The organism is Veillonella parvula (genome assembly GCF_032550495.1).
Classification (GTDB): domain Bacteria; phylum Bacillota; class Negativicutes; order Veillonellales; family Veillonellaceae; genus Veillonella; species Veillonella parvula_G.
This window is the reverse complement of sequence record NZ_JAWFZJ010000003.1, coordinates 28699-50856: the sequence shown is the minus strand read 5'-3', so window position 1 is coordinate 50856 and position 22158 is coordinate 28699. Positions and strand designations below refer to the sequence as shown.

The window sequence follows — 22158 nt, the reverse complement described above, 5'->3', positions numbered from 1 at the left end:
ATATATTTTATTAGCTAAATATTAGTTATTTTATCTTATACCAGCTTGCATACATGACAGGTAATACGATGAGTGTTAGAACCGTTGCCACTAGTAAGCCGCCGCTAAAGGCGATGGCTAATGGGCTCCAGAATACAGATCCCATGAGAGGAATCATGCCTAAAATCGCTGCGATAGCGGTGAGCATGATAGGGCGGAAACGAAGTGTAGCGGAGTTGATAATCGCTTCACGAGGTTCTTGTCCTTCTGCCTTGTGGATTTCGATTTGGTCTAATAAGATAATGGAGTTACGGATGATCATACCCGAGAGGGCGATAATCCCTAGAATAGCCATAAAGCCTAACGGCGTTCTCGTAATATTGAGTGCTAATACAACACCGATTAACCCCAATGGAGCAGTGAGTAGAGCCATTACCATGAGGGCGATACGCTTTAATTGGAACATGAGGATTGTCATGATTACAAAGAGCATAATTGGCATTGGTGTTAATAGCTTTTGAACGGCTGTTTCGCTCTTTTCAGCGGCGCCGTCTAGGTCAATAGAATAGCCTGTAGGCAAGGAATCGCGAATGTCTTGTAAGGATTTGTAAATCTCTTTCGTTTTCGCATTACCCAAGACACCTGCTTTTACATTCGCATGAACACTAATGGTTGGCATCATGTTGCGATGCCAGATAATACCATCCTCTTGAGCCATGGTAATAGTTGCAATTTGGCTAAGAGGTACGTAGGAACCATTGCCTGTTTGAATTGGCAAGGATGAAAGAGCACTTAAGTTATGTTGCTCGTTGTCACCTAAACGGAAGGTAACAGGAATGGTTTGGTTCCCTTCGTAGTATTCACCAGACTTAGTACCAGATAATAGACTTTGTAAGTGCAAGGATACAGCGTAGCTATCGATGCCGAGTAAACGTGCCTTGTTTGGATCGATGTGAATATTGGCTACAGGTTCTGTATCTGGCCAGTCAAAGGCGATATTTTGTAAGTCTTTATCGTCTTGCATTTTTGCTTTTACTTGGTTGGCAATTTCTTTTACCACTTTTTGATTAGGACCTGCTATGCGGAGCATAACAGGGTACTTAGATGGAGGCCCAATTTGTATAAATTGAGCATTTACGAGGGCTGAAGGAAATTCTTCATTTAAATAAGACGTTAATTCATTATACAGTTTATCTCGATCCTCTAAGGATTTTGTAACGATAACGTACTGCAAGAAGTTATTTCGTTGCAATTCAGGTTCCAAGGTGAGGACGAAACGCGGAGAACCTTGTCCAATGTACGAAGTAAAGGTTGAAATACGTTCGTCACCTTGCAAATGTTCATCAATGATTTTTGCTTGGTTAGCAGTATACTCGATGGACGAACTTTGAGGGAATTGCATGGATACAATAATTTCATTACGCGTTGATGATGGGAAAAATTCCTGTTTAATCAACGGTAGTGAAAGCAAGGATAAAGCGAAGGCACCTAGAGTAGCCAATAAGACTACCTTGTGATGTCCTAGTGCCCAATGTAATAGTTTTTCAAACTTATCATAGAAGGTCACATTGAGCTTGTGCATGATACGGTCTCGTTTAGTCCATTCCGATTCCGGCTTGGGAGCCTTGTTTTCGATGATTTTATAACCCAATACAGGGCTGACGAGAACAGAGGCAAACCAAGATAGAATAAGTGCCATAAATACAACGATGGATAGGGATTTTGTAAACTCTGCTACCATACCTTGTGCCAATGCTAATGGCAAGAAGCCTGCACAGGTAATGAGCGTACCAGATAGCATTGGGAATGCTGTAGATTGGTAAGCAAAGGTAGCCGATTTAAAGTGTCCCCACCCTTCTTCGAGCTTAACACTCATCATTTCTACAACGATGATGGCATCGTCTACGAGGAGGCCTAAAGCTAGGATTAAGGCACCTAAACTAACCTTATGTAGATAGATGCCGCTTTCATACATCAAGATGAACGTCGTAGACACAACGACCGGAATAGTGAGGGCTACAACGATACCGGTTCGTAAGCCGAGAGATGCAAAGCTTACGAGCAATACGATGGCGATAGCTTCAAATAAGGATTGAGAGAAATCGCCGATGGATTCCTTAACGATATGTGGCTGATTCGATACTTGATTGAGTTCGAGGCCGGCAGGAATCGTTTTCTGTAATTCCCCGAGCTTCTTGTCGATAGCTTCGCCGAATTCGATATTATTAGCCCCTGCATCCATGGAGATAGCGATGCCAATGGCTGGCTTGCCTTTGTAATAAAACTGTGGATCGCTAGGGTCTTGGTAGGTCATGGTTACATCGGCCATGTCACCGAGGCGCAACGTTTGGTTATTGATGCGGATTGGCATATCCCGCACCGCTTGAGGACTATCGAATAGGCCGTTGACGCGGAGATATACATTGTTTGTATCTGTTGTAATCACACCAGCTGGAACCATCATACTTTGCTGTTTAAGCGCTGTTAACAGCTGTTGTGTACTGACTTTATAGGATGCGAGTTTATCCTTGTTTATGGTTACATTGAGGGTTTGCTGTTGAACCCCAATGAGGCTGATTTTCTTAACATTAGGCACAGATAAAAGCTGACGTTTTAAGTCTTCTGCTTGTTGTCGTTTTTCTTCGTACGAATACTCATCACCACTGATGGCATAGATAATGCCATATACATCGTCGAACCTGTCGTTGATGGTCGGTCCTTGAACGCCTGCAGGCAATGATTTCCATTCGTCGTTGATCATATTCCGCGCTTCTTCCCAAGCGGGACGAATTTTATCGGATGGCAAATCCTCTCTTAAATTGATATAAATAACGGATTTGCTGCCATCTGTGAAAGATTTTGTATAATCTACACCAGGAAGGTCGCGTAGTTTTTCTTCGAGTTTGTCCGTTACCTGATCCGACATTTCTTGTGGAGAAGCCCCCGGCCAAGCAACACCGACCACCATGGTGCGCATCGTAAAATCAGGATCTTCCATGCGTCCCATATGGGTGAATGAGAAGATACCGAAGGTGAGGAGCACAGCCATAAAGTAGTAGATAATGGACTTGTGTTTAAGAGCCCATTCGGCTAAGTTAAATTGTTTCATTGACTAACCGCCGTCCCTTCTTGTAATTGTTGGGTACCTGCGGTGATGACAATGTCACCTTTAGCTAAACCAGATGTGACGATGACGGAGTTCTTACCGAACTCACCAGTCTTGATAGGCACAAGATGAGCCTTCTTATCGCGGATGATATAGACCGCATTATTACCGTTAGAGTCTTTCACAAGAGCTGTCAATGGGATAGAAATATTGGTACTATCTGTGGTAGATAGATTAGCATTGACCGTCATGCCTAGTTGTACCTCTTTAGGCGCATTTTGCAAGGTAATTTTTACGGTATACGTTCTGGCTACAGGGTCAGGAACTGGTGAAATTTCACGTACTACACCTTGCACGGTTACATTAGGTAGAGCCCAGAAGGTAATAGTAGCAGGGCTTCCTACATGAATTTTACTCAATTCTTGTTCAGGAAGGGCAATGACTGCTTCTGGGTCGTGACCGGCCGCTAAGGTACCAACGCTTTGACCGGCTGCTACGACTTGTCCTGCTTCAATATTGAAAGCTGTAATAATACCTGTATCAGGGGCCGTTAAATTAGTATAGCTATTTTGATTGCTGCTCAAATTAAGGCTTGCCTGTGCTTGTTGTAATTGAGCAGATGTGGCATTCAATTGGTTTTCAGCCTGGTCTAATTGCAATTTACTAATCGCTTGTTGTGCATAGAGTTCGCGGTATCGTTTAGCATTGGTTTCTGCCAATTCGTAGGCCGATTGAGCAGCTTTTACAGCACCTTCAGCATTTTGCAACTGAGCTGATGTATCTGAACCATTGATTTGAGCAATGACTTGGCCTGCTTGCACGACATCACCAACATTTACAAATTTATTGATGATACGCCCTCCAATTTGAAAGGCTAAATTTGTTTCTGTTTTATTATGAATGGTGCCTGCATAGCCAGCATCAGTAGTTCCAGACTCTTCACCTATAGTGATGGTGCGCACCTTGAGACTTGTATCTTCAGGGGGCTTTTCTGATCCACAACCACTTATGATGGCGGTCCCTATTAATAGGGCGCCTATGGTTGCTATGATTCGTTGATTCATAGAATCTCTCCTTTTACTACCACATATAAGTCCTATGAAATACACTATACAAAATGATCATAGGACTTTATATTTTATTGAACTTATTTTAGGATAGCAATTATTTCTAAATTAGCTATTATTTCTATATTAGGTTTAATTATATATTTTATACAATTTAATAATACTATATTTATGTTGAAAGTTCTAGCCTTTATGCAGAAAATAAAAGAATTATATACTTAATGTATATAATTGGTGATAATTTTTTAAAGTAATCTATATATTTTGATAGTATATGTATTACTTATTTTATGGATACAAAAATGTATCAAAAAAGTGAGTCCTCTATTGATTGAGCTGTATTCAAAAATATGTCCAATTTTTGGGGTACAGTTCATAGGAAGAGAACTCACTTCTTTACCACTTGTCTATATATAGTTTGAACTTTATTTTTCTTCTTCTTGTTCTACGATAGGTTCTTCATAGGTTACAAGGATTTTATCGATACGAGTATGGTCCATATCGATAACTTCAAAGGTATAGCCGTTCCATTTTGTTTTGTCTAGTTCCTTTGGAATGCGGCCGAAGAGAACGTTTAAGAGACCGCCCATAGTTTTGTACAAATCGTCTTCTTCGCCTGGTAATTCTTGATCGATGTGAAAGAATTCTTTAAATTCGTCTACGTTGAGAAGGCCATCTACGAGCCATGCACCATCGCGTTCGATGATCTTGTTTTCTTCTTCCTTGATTTCTTCCTCACCGGAAGGCATAAGGCCTACGATTTCCTCCATGATGTCATGTAAGGTGACAAGACCAGTAAAACCACCATATTCGTCGAGGATAATTGCTTCATGAACGCCTTCTGTACGTAGGACGTTCAATAATTTCATGAGTGAAATGGATTCAGGAACGAGAACAGGTTCTTTCAAACAAGCTTTGATGATATCGTGAATGGAACTTTCACTATGACGCTGCATAATTTGAACTAATACGTCGGATACGGTAATGAGACCCTTTAATTCATCCAAGGAATCGGTACCTACAGGAATGCGGTAATGGTTGGCATTCTTGAGAACCTCCATGATTTCATCTTCCGTGCCGTTTAGGTCAATCCATTTGAGCTGTGTACGAGGCGTCATTATATCACCTGCGTTCATATCTGCAAGATGGAAGATATTTTCTACGAGGATAGGTTCTTCCTCTTCGTAAGCACCCATGGCAACGCCTTCGGTAAGCATTTTATTAATTTCAGATTCTGTAACAGGGGCTTCTTCTTTTACAGTAACGCCTAATATTTTTAAGAGGAATTCTGTGGAAATGCCAAGAAAGCTAACGATTGGTTTTAGGGCTACAGAGAGCCAATAAATCGGTTTTGCTACCACCACAGCGATGCCCTCAGGGCTATTTAAGGCTAATCGTTTTGGCACGAGCTCTCCTATAACGAGGGATAAATAAGTGATGATTGCAACGATGAGGAAGGAGCTCACTGAGGCTGCGTACGGTTCAATGCTTGGAATATTAGCAGTTAATATTTCTTCTAAAGGACCAGAGAAGGTGGCACCAGAATACAAGCCAGTTAAAATACCAACGAGGGTAATGCCAATTTGAATCGTGGAGAACATATCATTTGGGTTCTCTGCCAATTCAAAGGCCTTTTTCGCGCGTTCATTGCCTGCTTCAGCTAATTCTTCAAGCTTACGTTTTTTAGCGTTTACGATGGCTAACTCCGTCATAGAGAATAAACCATTCGCGATGATTAATACGATGATAATTATAAAATCTAAGGTCAGATCACTGTCCATGTAAGTAGATACTCCTTTTTAATGACATATAATTCTGCACATGAGAATAATAGAAATATTACTCCTAGTATACCATATCGGCATTAATAAGTGTTTCATATAACAAAAGCACCCGATGTGGATGCTTTTGTTATATACTATAGGTGTTACTGGACTAGTAAATAGTACCCTAATAAGGGTATAGTATGTATAGAAATTAAGATTAATATCAGTATTAGGTCATATAATTTAGGCTTCATAATAGGATTACATAGATGGCAATAGAGCAAGACTGGGAAAATGTATTACAAATTAAAACAGCAGGCCGCGACGATAGTCGTTCCGATACGGAGCATCATCCGTACGAGCCGACGGATTATTGCGTGTTGGAGCGTTTGGCAAATAGTGGTCATATTCGCAAGAAACATACCCTCATTGACTATGGCAGTGGCAAGGGTAGAGTTAGTATTTTCATGGCTTACCAAACGGGCTGTCATTCTATAGGCATCGAATATGATGAACGGCTATATGAAAAGGCTTTGATTAATGGTGAAAGTCCAGCAGCGCGCCATCGCGTGTCTTTTGTACACGATGATGCGGCTCTCTACGAGTTACCTGAGCAGGCTGATCGATGTTTTTTCTTTAATCCCTTTGCACTCCATACGATTAAGCGGGTATTAGGAAATATCTTTGATTCGCTATATCATAACCCTCGGGAGATTAAGTTATTTTTCTACTATGTTAATGAAGAGGTGGAGAACTTTTTAAATAACCATGTGCGCTTGGAACAAGAGCAACCTATTGATTGTAGTGATCTCTTTGAAGTAAGTGATGCAAAAGAACGAATTCTTGTCTATTCCGTTAACTTGTTTTAGTGCAGTAATTTAATACTTTTATAATGAAATAATTTAAGACCTTTAAAGACATTTATGTAACTTAAATAACCTCGGTTTGAATAGTGCTTTAGTAGTATGAAATGCATACTATTTGGAACGTATTCAAATTGAGGTTTTATTCTATTTTTAAGGAACTTTTACACATATTATTAAGGAAAAAGCAGATAAATTCTGCTATAATAATATATTAGAGATTATAAAATCAATTCATTTTTATGGTTCTATACATTGATTCGTATACGCTAATGTAGCGGATAGGACTGAGTGTATTGAATACAGGAGGTGCATATGGAACTCATCGATACAATGTTGATTGAACGCATTCGTAAAGCTTTAATTAAACGATATGACCGAGATCAACAGATTCAACAAATGATTGAAGAAATTGGTGCAGAGGAAGGCCTTAATGAGTCCGAATTGGCTATCGTTTACCAAGCTTATTTAGAAGTAAAGGAACGGGTGTATTATACATCTTCTCTCGTTGATTTGTGGAATCAAATTGAAGATGTTCAAAAACGTATGGCTCTATTGCATTCTTACGAATCTTTAGAAGAAGATTTATTTGGCGATGTGCTAGGTGACAATAAGGAAGATATTGTCATTTCTAATACATCTGGAGTTGGCAAGGGTGTTAGTCACAGTGATGATGCATATGCTATGGAACAGATACAATTATCTGACGTTCCTGTGCATCATGATTCTACGGTGGGTATGAATCATATTAAATTGAATGAATTAAAATCTATAGGTGGTCTCTTTACTGGTTTCGGTGAAAGCTCCGGTAAGGAAATGGCAGATTTTGAAGATACTGCGATTGAGCACCTTGATGTAAAACCATTAGAAGGCGTTGAAAGCTTAGCAATTCATCATTTAGATGAAAATGAAGAGTTAAATGTAGATGGTCTTGATGAATTTTCGAAAGATAAGAAATCAGAGGAAGCTAAAGTGGATAATGAGGATATGTCGTCTATTGATCCATACACGGCGGTGAATGCTTTGTTATTTGGTAAAGCCGGTTTAGAATCTGATAAAACAAATAAGAAGATGGAAAAGCTTCTTAAAAAGAAATTAAAACGCGTTGACGATGAATGGGCGCGTATCAACGGTTCTGAGGACAAGAAATCTAAGGACGATAAAAAATCCAAGGAAGACAAAAAAGCTAAAGAGGATAAGAAATCTAAAGAAGACAAAAAGTCCAAGGAAGAGAAGAAATCTAAGAAAGATAAGAAGTCTAAAGAAGATAAGAAAGATAAAAAACACAAGAAGCATAAAGAAGATAAGCTTTATAAAGCCGAAGAAAAGTTAAAGAAAAAGAAAGACAAGGCTGAAAAGAAGCTTAAAATCTTAAACGATAAGTTAAAAACAGTCTTTTTAGCGGATACTTTCAAGAAAAAAGATAAGAAGAAAGACAAGAAAAAGGATCAAAAATCCAAAAAAGATGAATCCGCAAAAAAGCAGAATCGATAGTTTCCGTATGGAATAGTAAGGCCTCTGAAAAGATGGTCAAGGAGAGTGCTAGTGCGAAAAAATCAGCAGGTGCTGAGACTATCGACCGTGGATGCGGTAAATGCAAACGATGTAAAGGTCCTAAATGTAAGAAATATCCAAGATAATTGATAGTTATGTAATTACTAGAATATTACGTAACATATTACGTAGAATATGTGTACCATATATATGTAGTTTATGATATTTTATTAATCATTTAGGCAGTATAGTTATGTAGTTTTGTTATGCATGTAACAATATAGTTATTTTTCTAACATACTAGCTAGGTTATCAGTTAGGCTGATAGTTAAGTTTAGTGTTAGGTTAATAATTAGAGTTATAGGATACAACAGTTAGGGGTTAATGATGAACCGATGGCAGCGATTATTTGAAGGCATACGAACAGAGATTAAGGTATTTATCTTTTTCTCTGCTTTGTTGACTGCATTTAGAATCGTGTTTCTTGCAGTATTTCAATCACAACTGGCTTCCGTGACGATGGAGAATATCCTTACGTCCTTATGGTTAGGATTTAGATTGAGTCTCAAGACCGTCGGTTCTTTGTGTTTACTGGGCTTTTTAGGGGGTACGTTGGTGCATACCTTTGTACCCAAATGGCCGTCATTGCGCATTAAACAGGTCCTCTATTCCATTGCGACTGTACTGTTGACATTCCTATTTCTGGGACGCATTCCGTTCTATAAAATCTTCAACTCCTCTTACAATGCGATGCTCATCAATGGCAAAAACGATGATATCGGCGCCATTGTAAATACAGCAATCAACGAATATAATGCCCTCATGTACATTATTGGGGCCGTTGTATTGAGCGCAGCTCTTTGCTGGTTCCTAGTTCGTTTTTTAGCGTGGAACACGAAGAAATATAGTGACTACGCTGATGATCTAAGGAATGGTGATGATGCGGATACTGTAAGAAATAGTGATTCTGCAGATAATCGACGACTTTGTACTACTTGGTATCCTAAGACGAAGAAAACACAATGGATGACGGGCATTGGGTTGACTGTCGCTATTGGCGTATTAGGTCTATTCTTTAGATTTGGCGGTGCTTTCAGCTATACAAATTCCATTAACTGGGAAAGTGCAGCCCGCCTCAGTTCCAATCTGTTGAATGAGAATATCCTCGACGATGTGCAGGCTCTCTATCGTGTTAAAAGTATTGCAAAACGGACGGCTGAGCTTGAGGTTATCAATTTAACGCCTCAAGAGCTAAACGAAAAAATCACTGCCGTTGGTGGTAAGTTTAACGGTACAAATTTTGACGGCTCTTTTACGAGAACCATTACGACACAACGATTAGCGGATCAACCGCAGTCCATAAACCTCGTTCTTGGAGAATCCTATGGCTTGTGGCCGTTCCTCGCTGAATATAACGAGCCTGGAGCGTACCTCGTTGAACAAGGTCGTAAATACGCTGCTAGCCCTCAAGCGATGAGCACGCAGCTAGCCCTCGCCCAAGGCACCGGCACGATGCCGGCCATTAATGGTTTGTTGACGGGTATGCCTGACACAGGGCTATATCCTAACTATGAAGGTGAAAGTTTCAAAGAGCCTTATGGTTTAGGTATTGGTCCTGTTATGAAAAAGCTAGGCTATAAGACTGTATTCTGGTACGGTGGCTTTAGCACATGGCAAAATGTTAAAAACTTTGTTTTATCTCAAGGTTTCGATGAATTCCACGATGCCTCTGAAATGCCAAGCGAAGACGGCAACGCTTGGGGTGTAGGCGATAAATATTTATTTAAAGCTATTTCTGCCTACATGGATCAACATAGAGGGGAAAAAATTCTCAATGTTATCATGACCACTTCTAATCATCCACCGTATAGCATCAATGTGGGTAAGGAAGGCTACGATGTGAATAAGGTAAAAGGGCATTTGCCAGATTCTATCGAAGAAAACGATAAGCAATTGAACGAAATGGGCCATATTTGGTACGCAGACCACGTAATGGGTGATTTTATCGCTCGCGAAGAAATAGCAGATCCTTCTGCACTCTTCGTCATTACAGGTGACCATAGCGAACGCTTTAACTTTGCTCGTGAAGTAGGCCCTAATGTGGCATCTACTATTCCTATTATTTTTTATGGTCGCGGCATTCATAAAGATTGGCTTGCGCCTAATGCGTTCGGCATGAGCATTCAAATCATTCCAACCTTAGCGGAATTGGTAGGCCGACCTGGTCAAACCTATGAAGCGATGGTACCAAGCTTGTTTACACAAGAGGAATTTGTATTTAATCATAGACTATATCTCGATAAAAATGGCAAAGTGTTAGAACAAAGTGCGAGCATGCCTCAATCCTATGGGGATATGATTAAAAATATGCGGGAACTTGCGGCGTGGCGTATTAAGCATGGAAATACTATTCAATAACATTTTTTTAGTTTATTTACGTAAAGAATCGATTCATTCAATTAAGTAAGTGATAACTTGGTTTGAGCTGTTTGTATATAATACTAAGCTTATGTAATCATTAGTTATATGGCTAGTGCATGGTTAAGAGGAGCATGGAATGGAGTTAATTTCGGTCATTGTACCCGTCTATAATGTGGAATCTTATGTTGCAGAATGTATTGAGTCCATTCAAAACCAAACGTATATGAATTTGGAAATCATCTTAGTAGATGATGGTTCTAAAGATACGAGCGGTGATATTTGCGATCAGTATGCTGCCTATGATGAACGCATCAAGGTCATTCATCAAGAAAATGGCGGTCTTAGTGCGGCTCGCAATACGGGGATAGAAGCGGCTAATGGTGACTATATTGCCTTTGTAGACTCCGATGATTACATTGGGCTCACCCTCTATGAAGATATGTTAAAACTCTTAAAAGAGCATAATCTTGATATAATTGAGTTTACTGCTTTCAGAGATAAAAGTGGCGATATTATCGAAGGTTGCAATGATGGTCAATTAGAAATTTATGAGAAAGAGGATGCCTTGCGATTAGCCATGCATGATTGTTTTGTGGCGGTTTGGAGTAAATTATATAAACGCAGTGCCATCGGTGATGTGCGTTTTCCTGTAGGTCGAAAATTCGAGGATACTGCTACATCCTATCTATATGTAGCTAATGCCAATCGGGTGGGTCATATCAATCGTTGTTACTATTACTATCGACTCAATCCAAATTCCATAACTCAAACCTCTTTTGATGCTAAATCTCGATGGGATTTTGTGCTCGGTTACGAGGAACGCTTGCAATATGCTATAGATCATCAATTACCATATGTTGATGATTGTAATAGCTTATTGATGAAAGCTGTATTATCCTGTTTAACGGCTTATTATGCAAAGCCAACGGGTAATCAAGTGTATTACGATAAATGTAAAAAAATGATTGAAACTTATCGCAATGATGAATCCTACAAGCTATTAAATTCTAAATATAAGCTCTTTTTATGGTCCTTTGGCCGTGCCGATTGGATTCATAAAATAGGGGCTCGTTTATCGTACTTAGCAAAACAAGTACGTTCGTAATTGAAAGGTGAAACTATGGCAACTGTATCTGTAATAATCTTAGCGAGAAATGAAGAACACAATATTCATGACTGCATTGAGTCTGTGCAGTTTGCCGATGAAGTTTTAGTTATCGATGATTTCAGTACCGATGATACTGCAAAAATTGCTGAAGAAATGGGTGCTCGTGTTGTGCAACACGCCATGAATGGCGATTGGGGTGCGCAACAAACCTTTGGCATTGAACAAGCGAAATCTGATTGGATCTTATTCCTTGATGCGGATGAGCGCATTTCTGAGCCTCTAGCGAAAGAAATTCAAGCTATCGTTGTAAACGAACCTAATAAAGCGTATTGGATTCAACGGCGCAATAAATTCCATCATAACCACGCTACACATGGTGTATTGCGTCCAGACTATGTGCTTCGCCTCATGCCTAAAGAGGGTAGCTATGTAGAAGGCTACGTGCATCCTGCGATTATTACGCCGTATCCAACAGAAAAATTACAACATCCGATGTACCATTATACCTACGATAATTGGCATCAATATTTCAATAAATTCAACAATTATACCACATTATCTGCCGAAAAATATCGTGATAATGGTAAAAGCTGTTCTTTTATCAAGGATATAATTCTGCGTCCTACCTGGGCTTTTATCAAGGTGTACTTCTTACAAGGCGGTATTCTCGATGGGAAGATGGGCTTTATTTTGTCCGTTAATCACTACTTTTACACGATGACTAAATACGTAAAGTTTTACTATTTACTAAAATCCAAGGGTAAATTGTAATAGAGGGAGCATTATGTTAGGCAATTTTGGAAAACATTGGCATATAGGCCGTACTATATATGGTAAGCGCACATGGCGTGAAACGAGACGAACCTTCTTACATACAATGCGCTCTTGTCGTCATGACTCAACGGTTACGGAATTTGAAACCTTCTTTAAATCTTATACTCCAGATCCAAAGCTGTTGGAAAAACATCCTAGTCTCTATGAACTGATGAGCCGTATGTTTTTGATTAAGAACTCTACGCCACAATGGCGTTTGGAAGCTCTTCGTCAGCATTTCACCATCTTACAAGAGGTGTTTACGGATGAAGCGGTTCAGCTCATGTATGTAGACGAAGCGGAGTTTGATTATTTCGATAAAAAACGAGGTATTACCCTTTGGTGTTCCGATGAGCTCGATATGTCGGCTCATCTATATTATGAGCCGGGACAACGTAAGGAAGGCTTCTTGACGGTTATGCTCTTGCTCGAAGATAAGGGCGTATACCATGCAAATATTCGCTTTGCTAAAGGCCATAACGGAGAGAGAACTCTTGTTATCGGTACTATTCAAGGTTATAAAGATGGACTTGAGCGAGCTAAGAAGATTACGAAAAAGATGTATGGTTATCGTCCTAAGAACTTTATTACTTTCTTGATTCGTGAAATTGGTCGTGCTGCGCAAGTAGAATCCATACTTGCCGTATCTGATGAAGGATTCTATGCAAATTCCCATATGGTGCGCGGTAATAAAGCAAAGGTAGCTATCTTAGATACTTTGTGGGAGGATATTGGGGGTACAGTATTGGAATCCGATCCAAATTACTTTACCATTCCTCTTGAAGAAGAACGCAAACCTATGGAAGAGATTAAATCACAAAAACGTAGCCAATATCGCAATCGCTATGCTCTTTTAGATGAGTATGAGGCTATGATTCAAGAAAACATAAAGCCGTACATAAGGGCCTAGAGGTGTGCTATGCGCGTAGCAATTTTAGAAAGTATTGTCATGCCTGCTGGTCATGAGGTGGAGTTTGATCGCATCCTCATCAATGAACTGAAGCGTCAAGGTCATGAGCCAGTACTATTCGTGCCGGAGAACTTTCCTTTCAAAGTAGACTATGGAGTAGATATAGTGTACTTAGAAGGGGGAGAAGTAGTGACCTATGCGGGAGCGTCTAAGTGGAAGAAGCCGTTTTTATCCATTTTACGAGAACGCCGTCGCCGTAATTGGTTCACATCAGCAGCAGAAAAAATTAAAGAACATAATATAGATGCTTTAATCATTCCCACAGGGACATACCGTTATATTAAAGCTTTGTTAGACACGCCATTAAAGGACAGTAAGGCAGCAGTACACGTTATCTTTCATGGCATTGGTAAGGGCGAAATGGATCGGTTTATTAAGCAAGCCCATCGAGCTAATGCGTATAAAAAAATATATCTTGATGTTATCTCTTTGCGCGATGATATGTTGCGCCCTGATTTACCGAGAGTTCGTAAAATTTTGCCTCCTGTGTTCTTGCCATCGAGTGAATTGAATGGAGAACAAGGAAATTGTTTTACACAAGGCAATACTAGTATACAAGACAAAAAAGATGCGAACTCTACAACTTGTATAGGTGTTAATTTGGAAACTCCTATATCAACGAATAAACCGATAAAATTAGGCTTCTTTGGTCAGTTTAGAAAAGAGAAAAATATTGAGCGCTTTATAGATGCCTTTGTATCGCTTAATTATGATGACTCGGTACAACTCGTCGTTCAAGGGGCAACGGTAAAGCCTGAAGATGGGATATTATTTGAGTCTATCATCAAGAAATATAGCCAGTATAGTAATATTAAATTCATCCATGCCAGTCTGATTGGGAAAGACTGGGATACAGCTTTATTGAGTGTAGATGCTCTATTATTGCCGTATGGGGCTGAACGATATCGCTATCACTGGGCAGCTATGCTGTTTACGGCTATTGGCTTTCACAAACCTGTTCTTATATCTCCAGAAATTAATCCCGAGGTATTAGAACAGTATTCTATTGGGGAATATTTAAATTTAGATGATGTACATTCCATCAGACAGGGGATTCAAACGTTTGTAGAGAATTTACAGCATCATAAAGAGAAATATAATCAAGGTTTAATGAATGCAAATGAGGACTACAGTCACCGTGCATTAATTAAATCCATTATACATGTATAAGGGGTACTATGTAAGGTTTGTAGTTTATATGTAAGGGAGAATTAATATGGGGGTATTATCAAGTGTAAGATTAGAGTCGTGGATTGCCATTATGATTACGTTGATGGCATGCTTTACAAGGCTATCCATGGCAGCTGGTCAAGTATTTTATGTTATTGCCATTTTGTTAAGTATTTTCTATATTTGGAAACATAGGCATGACCTATATGTTCCGTCCTATGTTAAAAAATATAGTAAAACGTTTGCTCTAATGTTTTTATTGTTATTGCCTTCTGCAGTACTAACGAACAATATAGCTGTAGGATTACCTGAATTTATCAATGTTTGGCTGTGGCGGATTCCTGTATTTTTCGTTATCGCCTTGTGTATTCGTGATAAGAAAACATTATTTACGATGCTTGCCGTATTTTTTGTGGATTTTGGTATCGATAATTTAGTAGCCTTTTATCAACATGTTTCGGGAATGACCGATAGAGGCTGGGGATTTGGCAGTAGCGTGTTGACCATATCAGGCCTCATGGTTATGCTAGTACCAATTTTCTGCGTCATTTTATTAGATTCGGCCTTTCCTAGCTATGTGAAAGCATCCGCTTTATGGGCACTGGGCTGTGTTGGTTTTGGCATGTATGGCAATCAAAGTAGAGGATCTTGGCTCTTTAATATGATTATGGTACCTATCGTATCCTTGCCATATATACTAAAACGATTTGGGTGTGTAGTTGCTGTTCTTGTTGTATTAGGTGGTATCGTATGGGGATTTAGTACACAACCACAATATGTAGCCAGATTTGAGTCCATTACTAATACGACCACAGATGCTTCTAACCGGGGGCGTTTTGATGTGTGGACATCGTCCATCAATATGTTTAAAGACCATCCTGTGACAGGTGTTGGTATTGGACAGTGGCGTACTATATATGAAGCATCATATCGGTTACCAACGGAAAATCAACATTTATATCATGCTCATAATAATTTTATTCAACTTCTTGGTGAGGTAGGTCTGTTAGGTCTACTAGGGGTTCTCATCTTTTATGGATCTATTATCGTTGATAATTTTGTGGTTTGGGTTAAGCAACGAGATCCTTATAGTCTTTGCGCTATGATTGCCGTTATTTGCTATGTATTTATATTTGGCCAAATAGAATATACTTTAGATAATTCATCAGGAATGCGCATTATGTATTTTATGTTAGCTACGATGCTTCAATTAAGAGATAATTGAGAATCATATAACTGTATTGGAAGGTATTTAACTACCATTTAATAGACAATTAAGTAGGATTTAAATAGACTTAAAGAATAAATAACTACATAAAAGATAGGTGAAATCTATGTTTTTTATAGTTTTACATATTTAAATATGATACAATATATGTAAATATTGGTACATTGTATTCGTATGATAGAGAGGTTGTTTTCTTGAAAATATATTGAGAAAACAATCTTTTTTTATAATTTGGGGTATTAGTATGAATAGTTCCATCTGTAATAACAATAATAAAAAGTTATTTATTAGTAAGCTCATAGTGCTTATAGCAGATTATATAGCTATTGTTTTGGGGACATTAGCAGCCTATTATTTGCGTTTAAACTTATCAATTTTACCGGTAAGTTCAAATTTTAAGGTAGAAGAAATTTACGTATATGGTGTTGTGCCTATCGTATTTTTAACTATCTTGCTGCTTAATAATGCTTATTCTGTGGTAACACCTTATTGGGATACGATGAAAAATTTATTTCGCAGCATTACTATAGGGGTTGTCGTATCGATTGTTCTAATGTACACGGGCCATGTAATTAATGATGTATCTCGTTTATTTGTTGCCTTTGCTTATATATGTATGCTCGTATTTATCTTTAGTGAGCGTTTTATTGTAGGAAAAATACTTTCAAAAGCAGGATATTTAACAATTCCAATCCTTCTCGTTGGGGCGGGGAAGACTGCAGAACTTGTAAAAAGGTCTTTAGATCGCATGCCAATTACTACCTATAAAATTATTGGTTATGTAGATGATAATCCTAAATCATCATCCATCGCTAAAGAATACTCATGCCTTGGGGCTTTTAAAGATGTAGAAAGCGTTATTAAAGATACAGGAGTTCAAACAGTACTGATTTGTGCTCCCGGACTTGAGTCTAAAAAATTAGTATCCTTGATTAATCGATTACAAGTATTAGTAAAACGTGTGGCCTTTGTTCCTGAATTATTCGGTTTACCAGCCAGTAATATTACAGCACGTGGCATGATGGAAGAACAAGCCGTCGTATTGCGTGTGCAAAATAACCTAGCACGCAAGTCTAATCGTATTTTTAAACGTATTTTTGATATCGTAGCTACTGTATGTGGTGGCATTTTGATTTTACCAATTTTCGCTATCATTGCTATATTGATTTACTTAGATTCTCCAGGACCTATCGTATTTGGTCATAAACGTGTTGGTCAAGGTGGGAAATCATTTTCTTGTTATAAATTCCGATCTATGGTGCCAAATGCACAAGAGGCTTTGGAGCAATATCTAAAAGATAATCCAGCTGCTCGTGAAGAATGGGAACGAGATTTTAAATTAAAGGATGATCCTCGCGTTACAAGAATCGGTAAATTTCTTCGAAAGACAAGTCTTGATGAATTGCCACAGTTGTGGAATGTTCTCGTTGGAGACATGAGCCTCGTAGGGCCAAGACCTATTGTTCGAGATGAAATTGTAAAATACGGCGATTATATTAATGACTTTTACCTTGTACCACCAGGGATTACTGGTGTTTGGCAAGTAAGTGGTCGCAGTGATACCACCTATGAAGAACGGGTTCTCATGGATTCTTGGTATGTGCATAATTGGTCTGTATGGATCGATATTGTATATCTGTTGAAAACTGTATTGGCTGTTGCTAAATCGAAAGGGGCCTATTAATGAAATACGATTATTTAGTAGTTGGGGCAGGCCCATTTGGTGCTGTATTTGCTCATGAGGCGCACAAGCGTGGTAAATCTGTACTTGTCATCGACCGTCGCAATCACATAGCAGGTAATCTATATTGTGAAAGCAAAGATGATATCAATATTCACGTCTATGGTGCTCATATTTTCCATACATCCTTGAAATATGTGTGGGATTATGTCAATCAATTTGCTGAGTTTAATCACTATGTAAATAGTCCTGTAGCAAACTATAAAGGCGAGATGTACAATTTGCCGTTCAATATGAATACATTCTCTAAAATGTGGAATATTCGAACTCCAAAAGAGGCACAAGATATCATTACTAAACAACGAGCTGCTATATTAGGGGAGCCAAAGAACTTAGAAGAGCAAGCTATTAGTCTTGTAGGTATGGATATTTACGAAAAGCTCATCAAAGGGTATACGGAAAAACAATGGGGCCGTAAATGTACAGAGTTACCAGCTTTCATTATTAAACGATTACCTGTGCGTTATACATATGATAATAACTATTTTAATGATCGCTTCCAAGGTATTCCTATGGGTGGTTATACCAAGATGATTGAACGCATGTTAGAGGGAATTGAAGTCCGCTTAGGTGTAGATTTCCTCAAACATCGGAACGAATACGAATCTTTGGCAGATAAGATTATCTACACAGGCCCTATAGATGAATACTTTGGTTATTCTGAAGGGGTATTAGAATATCGTGGTCTTCACTTTGAAACAGAGCGTCTCGAAGAGGAAAATCATCAAGGCGTTGCGGTGGTGAACTATACGGAAGGAGAGATTCCGTATACTCGTATCATTGAACATAAGCATTTTGAGTTTGGTACACAGCCTGTTACGTATGTAACAAAAGAATATCCAAAGGACTGGAAAATCGGTGAGGAAGCGTATTATCCAGTCAATGACGTAAAGAATTTAGATTTATATTCTAAATATGTTAAAAAGGCTGAAGCGATTTCTAATGTAATCTTTGGTGGTCGTTTAGGGGAATATAAATATTACGATATGGATAAGGTCATTGCTAGTGCTTTAGCACTATGTAATAAGGAGTTTCAGGAATGAGAATTGAGTGGCTAGATTCGCTAAAGGGTTTTGCTATATTTTTAGTTGTTGTTGGTCATGTTATTCTTGGTTATATTCGTGCAGAAACTTTTACAGAATATCAATGGAGCTTACAGTTTGTATATGATGTTATTTATAGTTTCCACATGCCGTTGTTTTTTTTGATTAGTGGTTTTTTATATAAGCTTACATGGGCACGAAAAAATACAGGTCTACTAAAAAAAATTTCTAATAAGTTTTTAAACATGGTACCTATGTATTTATTATTCTCGGTTGTATTTTGGTTATCTAAATATTATGCAACATTGTATGGGAATATCCAAATGAGTGATCATTTTAATCTAGTTGATTTAATGCACATTTATATAGCTCCTCTTTCTTATTTATGGTTCTTGTATGTATTGATTTGGCTTTTTGTAGCTATTCCTATATTTGAATCTATAATAAAGCCTACAATAGTCTTTATTATATTTCTATGTTTGTATTTTTTTATGCCACCTGTTCATGGATTATTGAAGATTATTAATCTAATTATTTATGGAGGGGTGTATTTTACATTAGGATCAGTATTATGTATGTATCAGGATCAACTCAGGACAATTATTTGTAATAAGTTGAATGGTATTGGTTTTATTAGTATTGTTCTGGCAGTCATTACATTTCCTTATATTGAAGTGCATAATATTTTAAAGTTTATATGTGCTATATCAGGTTCTGTTTTTTTATCTATTCTATTTTTTAAGTTTAAGAATATAAAGTGGGTTACTATTTGGAATATTTGTGGTCGTTACTCTTTGGGAATCTATATTTTACATTTATATTTTTCTGGGCCATTGAGAACTATATTTAAGCACCTGTCTATTGATAATATTATGGTGTGTTTAATTTTATCTTGTATGATTAGTACAATAGTGCCTATATTTATTGTTAAGTTTTTTGATAGATATAAAATAACTTCTTGGGTTTTTGGTAATTCCAAGTTAATCAAATTGAAATGATAAGATGAGAGTAGTAGGATGAGAGTATATGTCTAGTAATAAATATATTGATAGTTTAATAGGATTAAGTTTTATATTTGTAATATTTCCTGTAATCCCCATGTCTTTACGAATAGGTTTTTTAGGTGGTGAGTTTTCAGCAAAAGCATCATTTTATACACTATTTATTTGTTTAGTATATAGTGTATGGCTAAAAAGACATAGTCTACGTCAATATCATTTATATTGGAAAGAATTATTATATATAGCTCTTTTAGGTTTCAGTATTGCTGTATCTTTAGTTCATGGTTTGATTAATTTCCCTTATTATGATTTAGTTCCTGGCACTAATTATATGAATCATAAATTGGAAGCTATAATTCAATTCATATTTAATGAAACTGTGAGTGAATATACATTATCGGTCATTCATTTTTGCTTTAGAGTTTTAAAGAACTCTTTGACTCAACTTATTTTTACATTTGGATTTTCTTATTTGATTTTCTATTGGTATAAAAATCGCTCGGAAACAATTTTGAAAATAGTAAGTAAGGGTTCATTGATTTCTGCTAGTCTAGTTGTTGTTTTTGGTGTTGTTGAACTATTTTATTTTGATAAACAGCAATGGGCACTTTCATTATTAACATACATAAGACCTATTGTTCATGCTATTGAGATTAATAATACATGGTGGCCACCATTATTTTGGCCAGAATTACAATTTAGGTCTCTATTTCCCGAACCATCCTTTTTGGGGATTTATGCAGTTATCACAATTCCTTTTATATGGAGTATTATTTTTACATCTAAGAATAAAAAGTTGGTAGGATTATCTTTCATTATTCTATTGCTTTTAGAGATGATTACCTTATTAGCTAATAGTAGAACGGCAACTGTTTTTTTTATCATAGATCACATATTGCTAGTATTTGCGCTTTGTATTCAATTTAGAAACAAAAAATTTATAATACATACAGTTCTTGTAACTTTAATAGGTCTTTTAGCTTTTGTAGGAAATATAGTATATACATCTAATGTTCTTTATGTACAAGATGCTTCTACTAAAAGTACAACTAGTACAACAATTAAAAATATTTCAACTCAGCAGGTTGCAAATGAAATTACATCTTATGGAGAAAATAATATTACGTCTTTATCTAAAAAAGGTGGTCGTAGTAATAACCAAAGATATGGTGTTATGAAGGCTGATTTGAATATATTTAAAGAAAATCCGTTATTAGGAATTGGACAAGGGTTACGTACCCCATATGTTTTGAATCATTTAGATGAAGATACATTAAATGGTGCGGAAGTAAAAATGTGGATTGAAAATATTAAAAATAAGGGCCTTATTAATATTTCTATTCCCATGTTAGGAGAATATACCTCTCGTTTATCGGAAACAGGGATCATAAGTTTTGTATTGTTTATGGGACCTATTGTATTCCTATTAGTTAGATTGCTTATTTATGTATTTAAAAATCCAAAAGATATATGGATCATATTTTTTACAATTGCTTATATAGAGTCTTTGTTGACAGGGATAGGAACGACTTTAAATGAACTGTATTATTTTTGGATATTATTAGGGTTTGGTTATGCATTAGTATGTACGAGAAATTCATATCGTAATAAGGTGGATGAAATTAGTGAATATTAAGATTTTAGTAGCAACACATAAACAATATTGGATGCCTGAAGATTCTGTTTATATGCCGATTCATGTAGGACGAGAAGGTAAGGCTGATATTGGTTATACAGGGGATCATACAGGAGATAATATATCTTCAAAGAATGCTAATTACTGTGAATTGACGGGTCTCTATTGGGCGTGGAAAAATCTTGATGCGGATTATATTGGTCTCGTTCATTACAGACGTTACTTTACACGTAAAGAGGTACGCTCTGTGGAGGACAAAAAGAATCAAATTTTAACGGGAGCAGAATGGGAGAATCTGCTTTCACAATATCCTGTAGTAGTAGCAGATAAGCGTAAATATTATATTGAGTCCAATCGTTCTCACTATAATAATGCCCACCATAGCTCAGGACTAGATGCAGCAGAGCAAATCATCGCTGAAAAATATCCCGAATATAGCGCTGCTTTCACAAAGGTATGCAATCGCACTTGGGCTCATATGTTTAACATGTTCGTGATGCGTAGAGATTTATTTGATCAATACTGTGAATGGATGTTTTCCATCTTAGAAGAAATCGAAAAACGTGTTGATATTTCTGATTATGATACATATGAAGCACGTATCTATGGCTTTGTTAGCGAAATCTTGCTTGATGTATGGATTGAAGCTAATAATATTAACTATAAAGAACAAAATGTATCTTTCATGGAACCTCAAAATTGGATTAAAAAAGGTGGATTATTTTTAAAACGTAAATTATTTGGGAGATAAT

Annotated in this window: 16 protein-coding genes; 13 read left to right on the top strand and 3 right to left on the bottom strand. The window is 37.4% G+C overall.

Annotated elements, in window-relative coordinates; genetic code table 11:
- Window positions 1-25: 25 nt before the first annotated feature.
- From E6X37_RS06610 to E6X37_RS06600, 3 genes are all read right to left on the bottom strand, one after another.
- Window positions 26-3088, bottom strand: coding sequence for an efflux RND transporter permease subunit (locus tag E6X37_RS06610; protein WP_316581162.1), 3063 nt, complete (start codon window positions 3086-3088; stop codon window positions 26-28).
- Window positions 3085-4149 carry an efflux RND transporter periplasmic adaptor subunit gene (locus E6X37_RS06605; protein WP_195213418.1) on the bottom strand — a complete coding sequence of 355 codons (1065 nt, stop codon included), beginning with the start codon at window positions 4147-4149 and terminating at the stop codon, window positions 3085-3087. Before E6X37_RS06605 ends, E6X37_RS06610 begins: the two co-directional genes overlap by 4 nt.
- 428 nt (window positions 4150-4577) lie before the next feature.
- Window positions 4578-5933, bottom strand: a complete 1356-nt coding sequence (locus tag E6X37_RS06600) for a hemolysin family protein (protein ID WP_195213419.1) — start codon at window positions 5931-5933, stop codon at window positions 4578-4580.
- A 254-nt stretch (window positions 5934-6187) separates the two neighbouring features.
- Between E6X37_RS06600 and E6X37_RS06595 the strand changes: the two genes are divergently transcribed.
- From E6X37_RS06595 to E6X37_RS06535, 13 genes are all read left to right on the top strand, one after another.
- Window positions 6188-6787, top strand: a complete 600-nt coding sequence (locus E6X37_RS06595) for a class I SAM-dependent methyltransferase (RefSeq protein WP_278457892.1) — start codon at window positions 6188-6190, stop codon at window positions 6785-6787.
- A gap of 309 nt (window positions 6788-7096) precedes the next feature.
- Entirely contained in the window at window positions 7097-8275 is a 1179-nt protein-coding gene (locus tag E6X37_RS06590; protein ID WP_316581161.1) for a transcriptional regulator, read from the top strand.
- A gap of 384 nt (window positions 8276-8659) precedes the next feature.
- The gene (locus E6X37_RS06585) at window positions 8660-10693 is read left to right on the top strand and encodes an LTA synthase family protein (protein WP_316581160.1); all 2034 of its coding nucleotides are present in this window, start codon (window positions 8660-8662) and stop codon (window positions 10691-10693) included.
- A gap of 139 nt (window positions 10694-10832) precedes the next feature.
- A complete protein-coding gene (locus tag E6X37_RS06580) occupies window positions 10833-11801 on the top strand; it encodes a glycosyltransferase family 2 protein (protein WP_316689701.1) in 969 nt (322 codons plus the stop codon).
- A gap of 15 nt (window positions 11802-11816) precedes the next feature.
- Window positions 11817-12575 carry a glycosyltransferase family 2 protein gene (locus E6X37_RS06575; RefSeq protein ID WP_187002420.1) on the top strand — a complete coding sequence of 253 codons (759 nt, stop codon included), beginning with the start codon at window positions 11817-11819 and terminating at the stop codon, window positions 12573-12575.
- A 13-nt stretch (window positions 12576-12588) separates the two neighbouring features.
- Window positions 12589-13527, top strand: a complete 939-nt coding sequence (locus E6X37_RS06570) for a VirK/YbjX family protein (RefSeq protein ID WP_287517419.1) — start codon at window positions 12589-12591, stop codon at window positions 13525-13527.
- 9 nt (window positions 13528-13536) lie between these two features.
- Complete coding sequence (locus tag E6X37_RS06565; protein ID WP_316581158.1) at window positions 13537-14757, top strand: glycosyltransferase; 1221 nt, start codon at window positions 13537-13539, stop codon at window positions 14755-14757.
- Window positions 14758-14803: 46 nt separating this feature from the next.
- Window positions 14804-15982: an O-antigen ligase family protein gene (locus E6X37_RS06560; protein WP_316581157.1), complete on the top strand. Its 1179-nt coding sequence runs from the start codon at window positions 14804-14806 to the stop codon at window positions 15980-15982.
- A 247-nt stretch (window positions 15983-16229) separates the two neighbouring features.
- On the top strand, window positions 16230-17669 hold the full coding sequence (wbaP, locus tag E6X37_RS06555) for an undecaprenyl-phosphate galactose phosphotransferase WbaP (RefSeq protein ID WP_118091635.1): 1440 nt from the start codon (window positions 16230-16232) through the stop codon (window positions 17667-17669).
- Window positions 17669-18769 (top strand): UDP-galactopyranose mutase, encoded by a 1101-nt coding sequence (glf, locus tag E6X37_RS06550; protein ID WP_316581156.1) that lies wholly within the window; start codon window positions 17669-17671, stop codon window positions 18767-18769. The genes wbaP and glf overlap by 1 nt, the downstream gene beginning before the upstream one ends.
- Window positions 18766-19767 carry an acyltransferase family protein gene (locus tag E6X37_RS06545; protein ID WP_118091633.1) on the top strand — a complete coding sequence of 334 codons (1002 nt, stop codon included), beginning with the start codon at window positions 18766-18768 and terminating at the stop codon, window positions 19765-19767. Before glf ends, E6X37_RS06545 begins: the two co-directional genes overlap by 4 nt.
- Before the next feature lie 28 nt (window positions 19768-19795).
- Window positions 19796-21406, top strand: coding sequence for an O-antigen ligase family protein (locus E6X37_RS06540; RefSeq protein ID WP_215676002.1), 1611 nt, complete (start codon window positions 19796-19798; stop codon window positions 21404-21406).
- Window positions 21396-22157 carry a DUF4422 domain-containing protein gene (locus E6X37_RS06535; RefSeq protein ID WP_215676000.1) on the top strand — a complete coding sequence of 254 codons (762 nt, stop codon included), beginning with the start codon at window positions 21396-21398 and terminating at the stop codon, window positions 22155-22157. The genes E6X37_RS06540 and E6X37_RS06535 overlap by 11 nt, the downstream gene beginning before the upstream one ends.
- Window position 22158 lies beyond the last annotated feature (1 nt).

What these genes read in the sequence shown, in the direction of transcription:
- E6X37_RS06610 (WP_316581162.1), bottom strand. Translation starts at nt 3,088, where the DNA reads ATGAAACAATTTAACTTAGCCGAATGGGCTCTTAAACACAAGTCCATT.
- E6X37_RS06605 (WP_195213418.1), bottom strand. Translation starts at nt 4,149, where the DNA reads ATGAATCAACGAATCATAGCAACCATAGGCGCCCTATTAATAGGGACC.
- E6X37_RS06600 (WP_195213419.1), bottom strand. Translation starts at nt 5,933, where the DNA reads ATGGACAGTGATCTGACCTTAGATTTTATAATTATCATCGTATTAATC.
- E6X37_RS06595 (WP_278457892.1), top strand. Translation starts at nt 6,188, where the DNA reads ATGGCAATAGAGCAAGACTGGGAAAATGTATTACAAATTAAAACAGCA.
- E6X37_RS06590 (WP_316581161.1), top strand. Translation starts at nt 7,097, where the DNA reads ATGGAACTCATCGATACAATGTTGATTGAACGCATTCGTAAAGCTTTA.
- E6X37_RS06585 (WP_316581160.1), top strand. Translation starts at nt 8,660, where the DNA reads ATGATGAACCGATGGCAGCGATTATTTGAAGGCATACGAACAGAGATT.
- E6X37_RS06580 (WP_316689701.1), top strand. Translation starts at nt 10,833, where the DNA reads ATGGAGTTAATTTCGGTCATTGTACCCGTCTATAATGTGGAATCTTAT.
- E6X37_RS06575 (WP_187002420.1), top strand. Translation starts at nt 11,817, where the DNA reads ATGGCAACTGTATCTGTAATAATCTTAGCGAGAAATGAAGAACACAAT.
- E6X37_RS06570 (WP_287517419.1), top strand. Translation starts at nt 12,589, where the DNA reads ATGTTAGGCAATTTTGGAAAACATTGGCATATAGGCCGTACTATATAT.
- E6X37_RS06565 (WP_316581158.1), top strand. Translation starts at nt 13,537, where the DNA reads ATGCGCGTAGCAATTTTAGAAAGTATTGTCATGCCTGCTGGTCATGAG.
- E6X37_RS06560 (WP_316581157.1), top strand. Translation starts at nt 14,804, where the DNA reads ATGGGGGTATTATCAAGTGTAAGATTAGAGTCGTGGATTGCCATTATG.
- wbaP (WP_118091635.1), top strand. Translation starts at nt 16,230, where the DNA reads ATGAATAGTTCCATCTGTAATAACAATAATAAAAAGTTATTTATTAGT.
- glf (WP_316581156.1), top strand. Translation starts at nt 17,669, where the DNA reads ATGAAATACGATTATTTAGTAGTTGGGGCAGGCCCATTTGGTGCTGTA.
- E6X37_RS06545 (WP_118091633.1), top strand. Translation starts at nt 18,766, where the DNA reads ATGAGAATTGAGTGGCTAGATTCGCTAAAGGGTTTTGCTATATTTTTA.
- E6X37_RS06540 (WP_215676002.1), top strand. Translation starts at nt 19,796, where the DNA reads ATGTCTAGTAATAAATATATTGATAGTTTAATAGGATTAAGTTTTATA.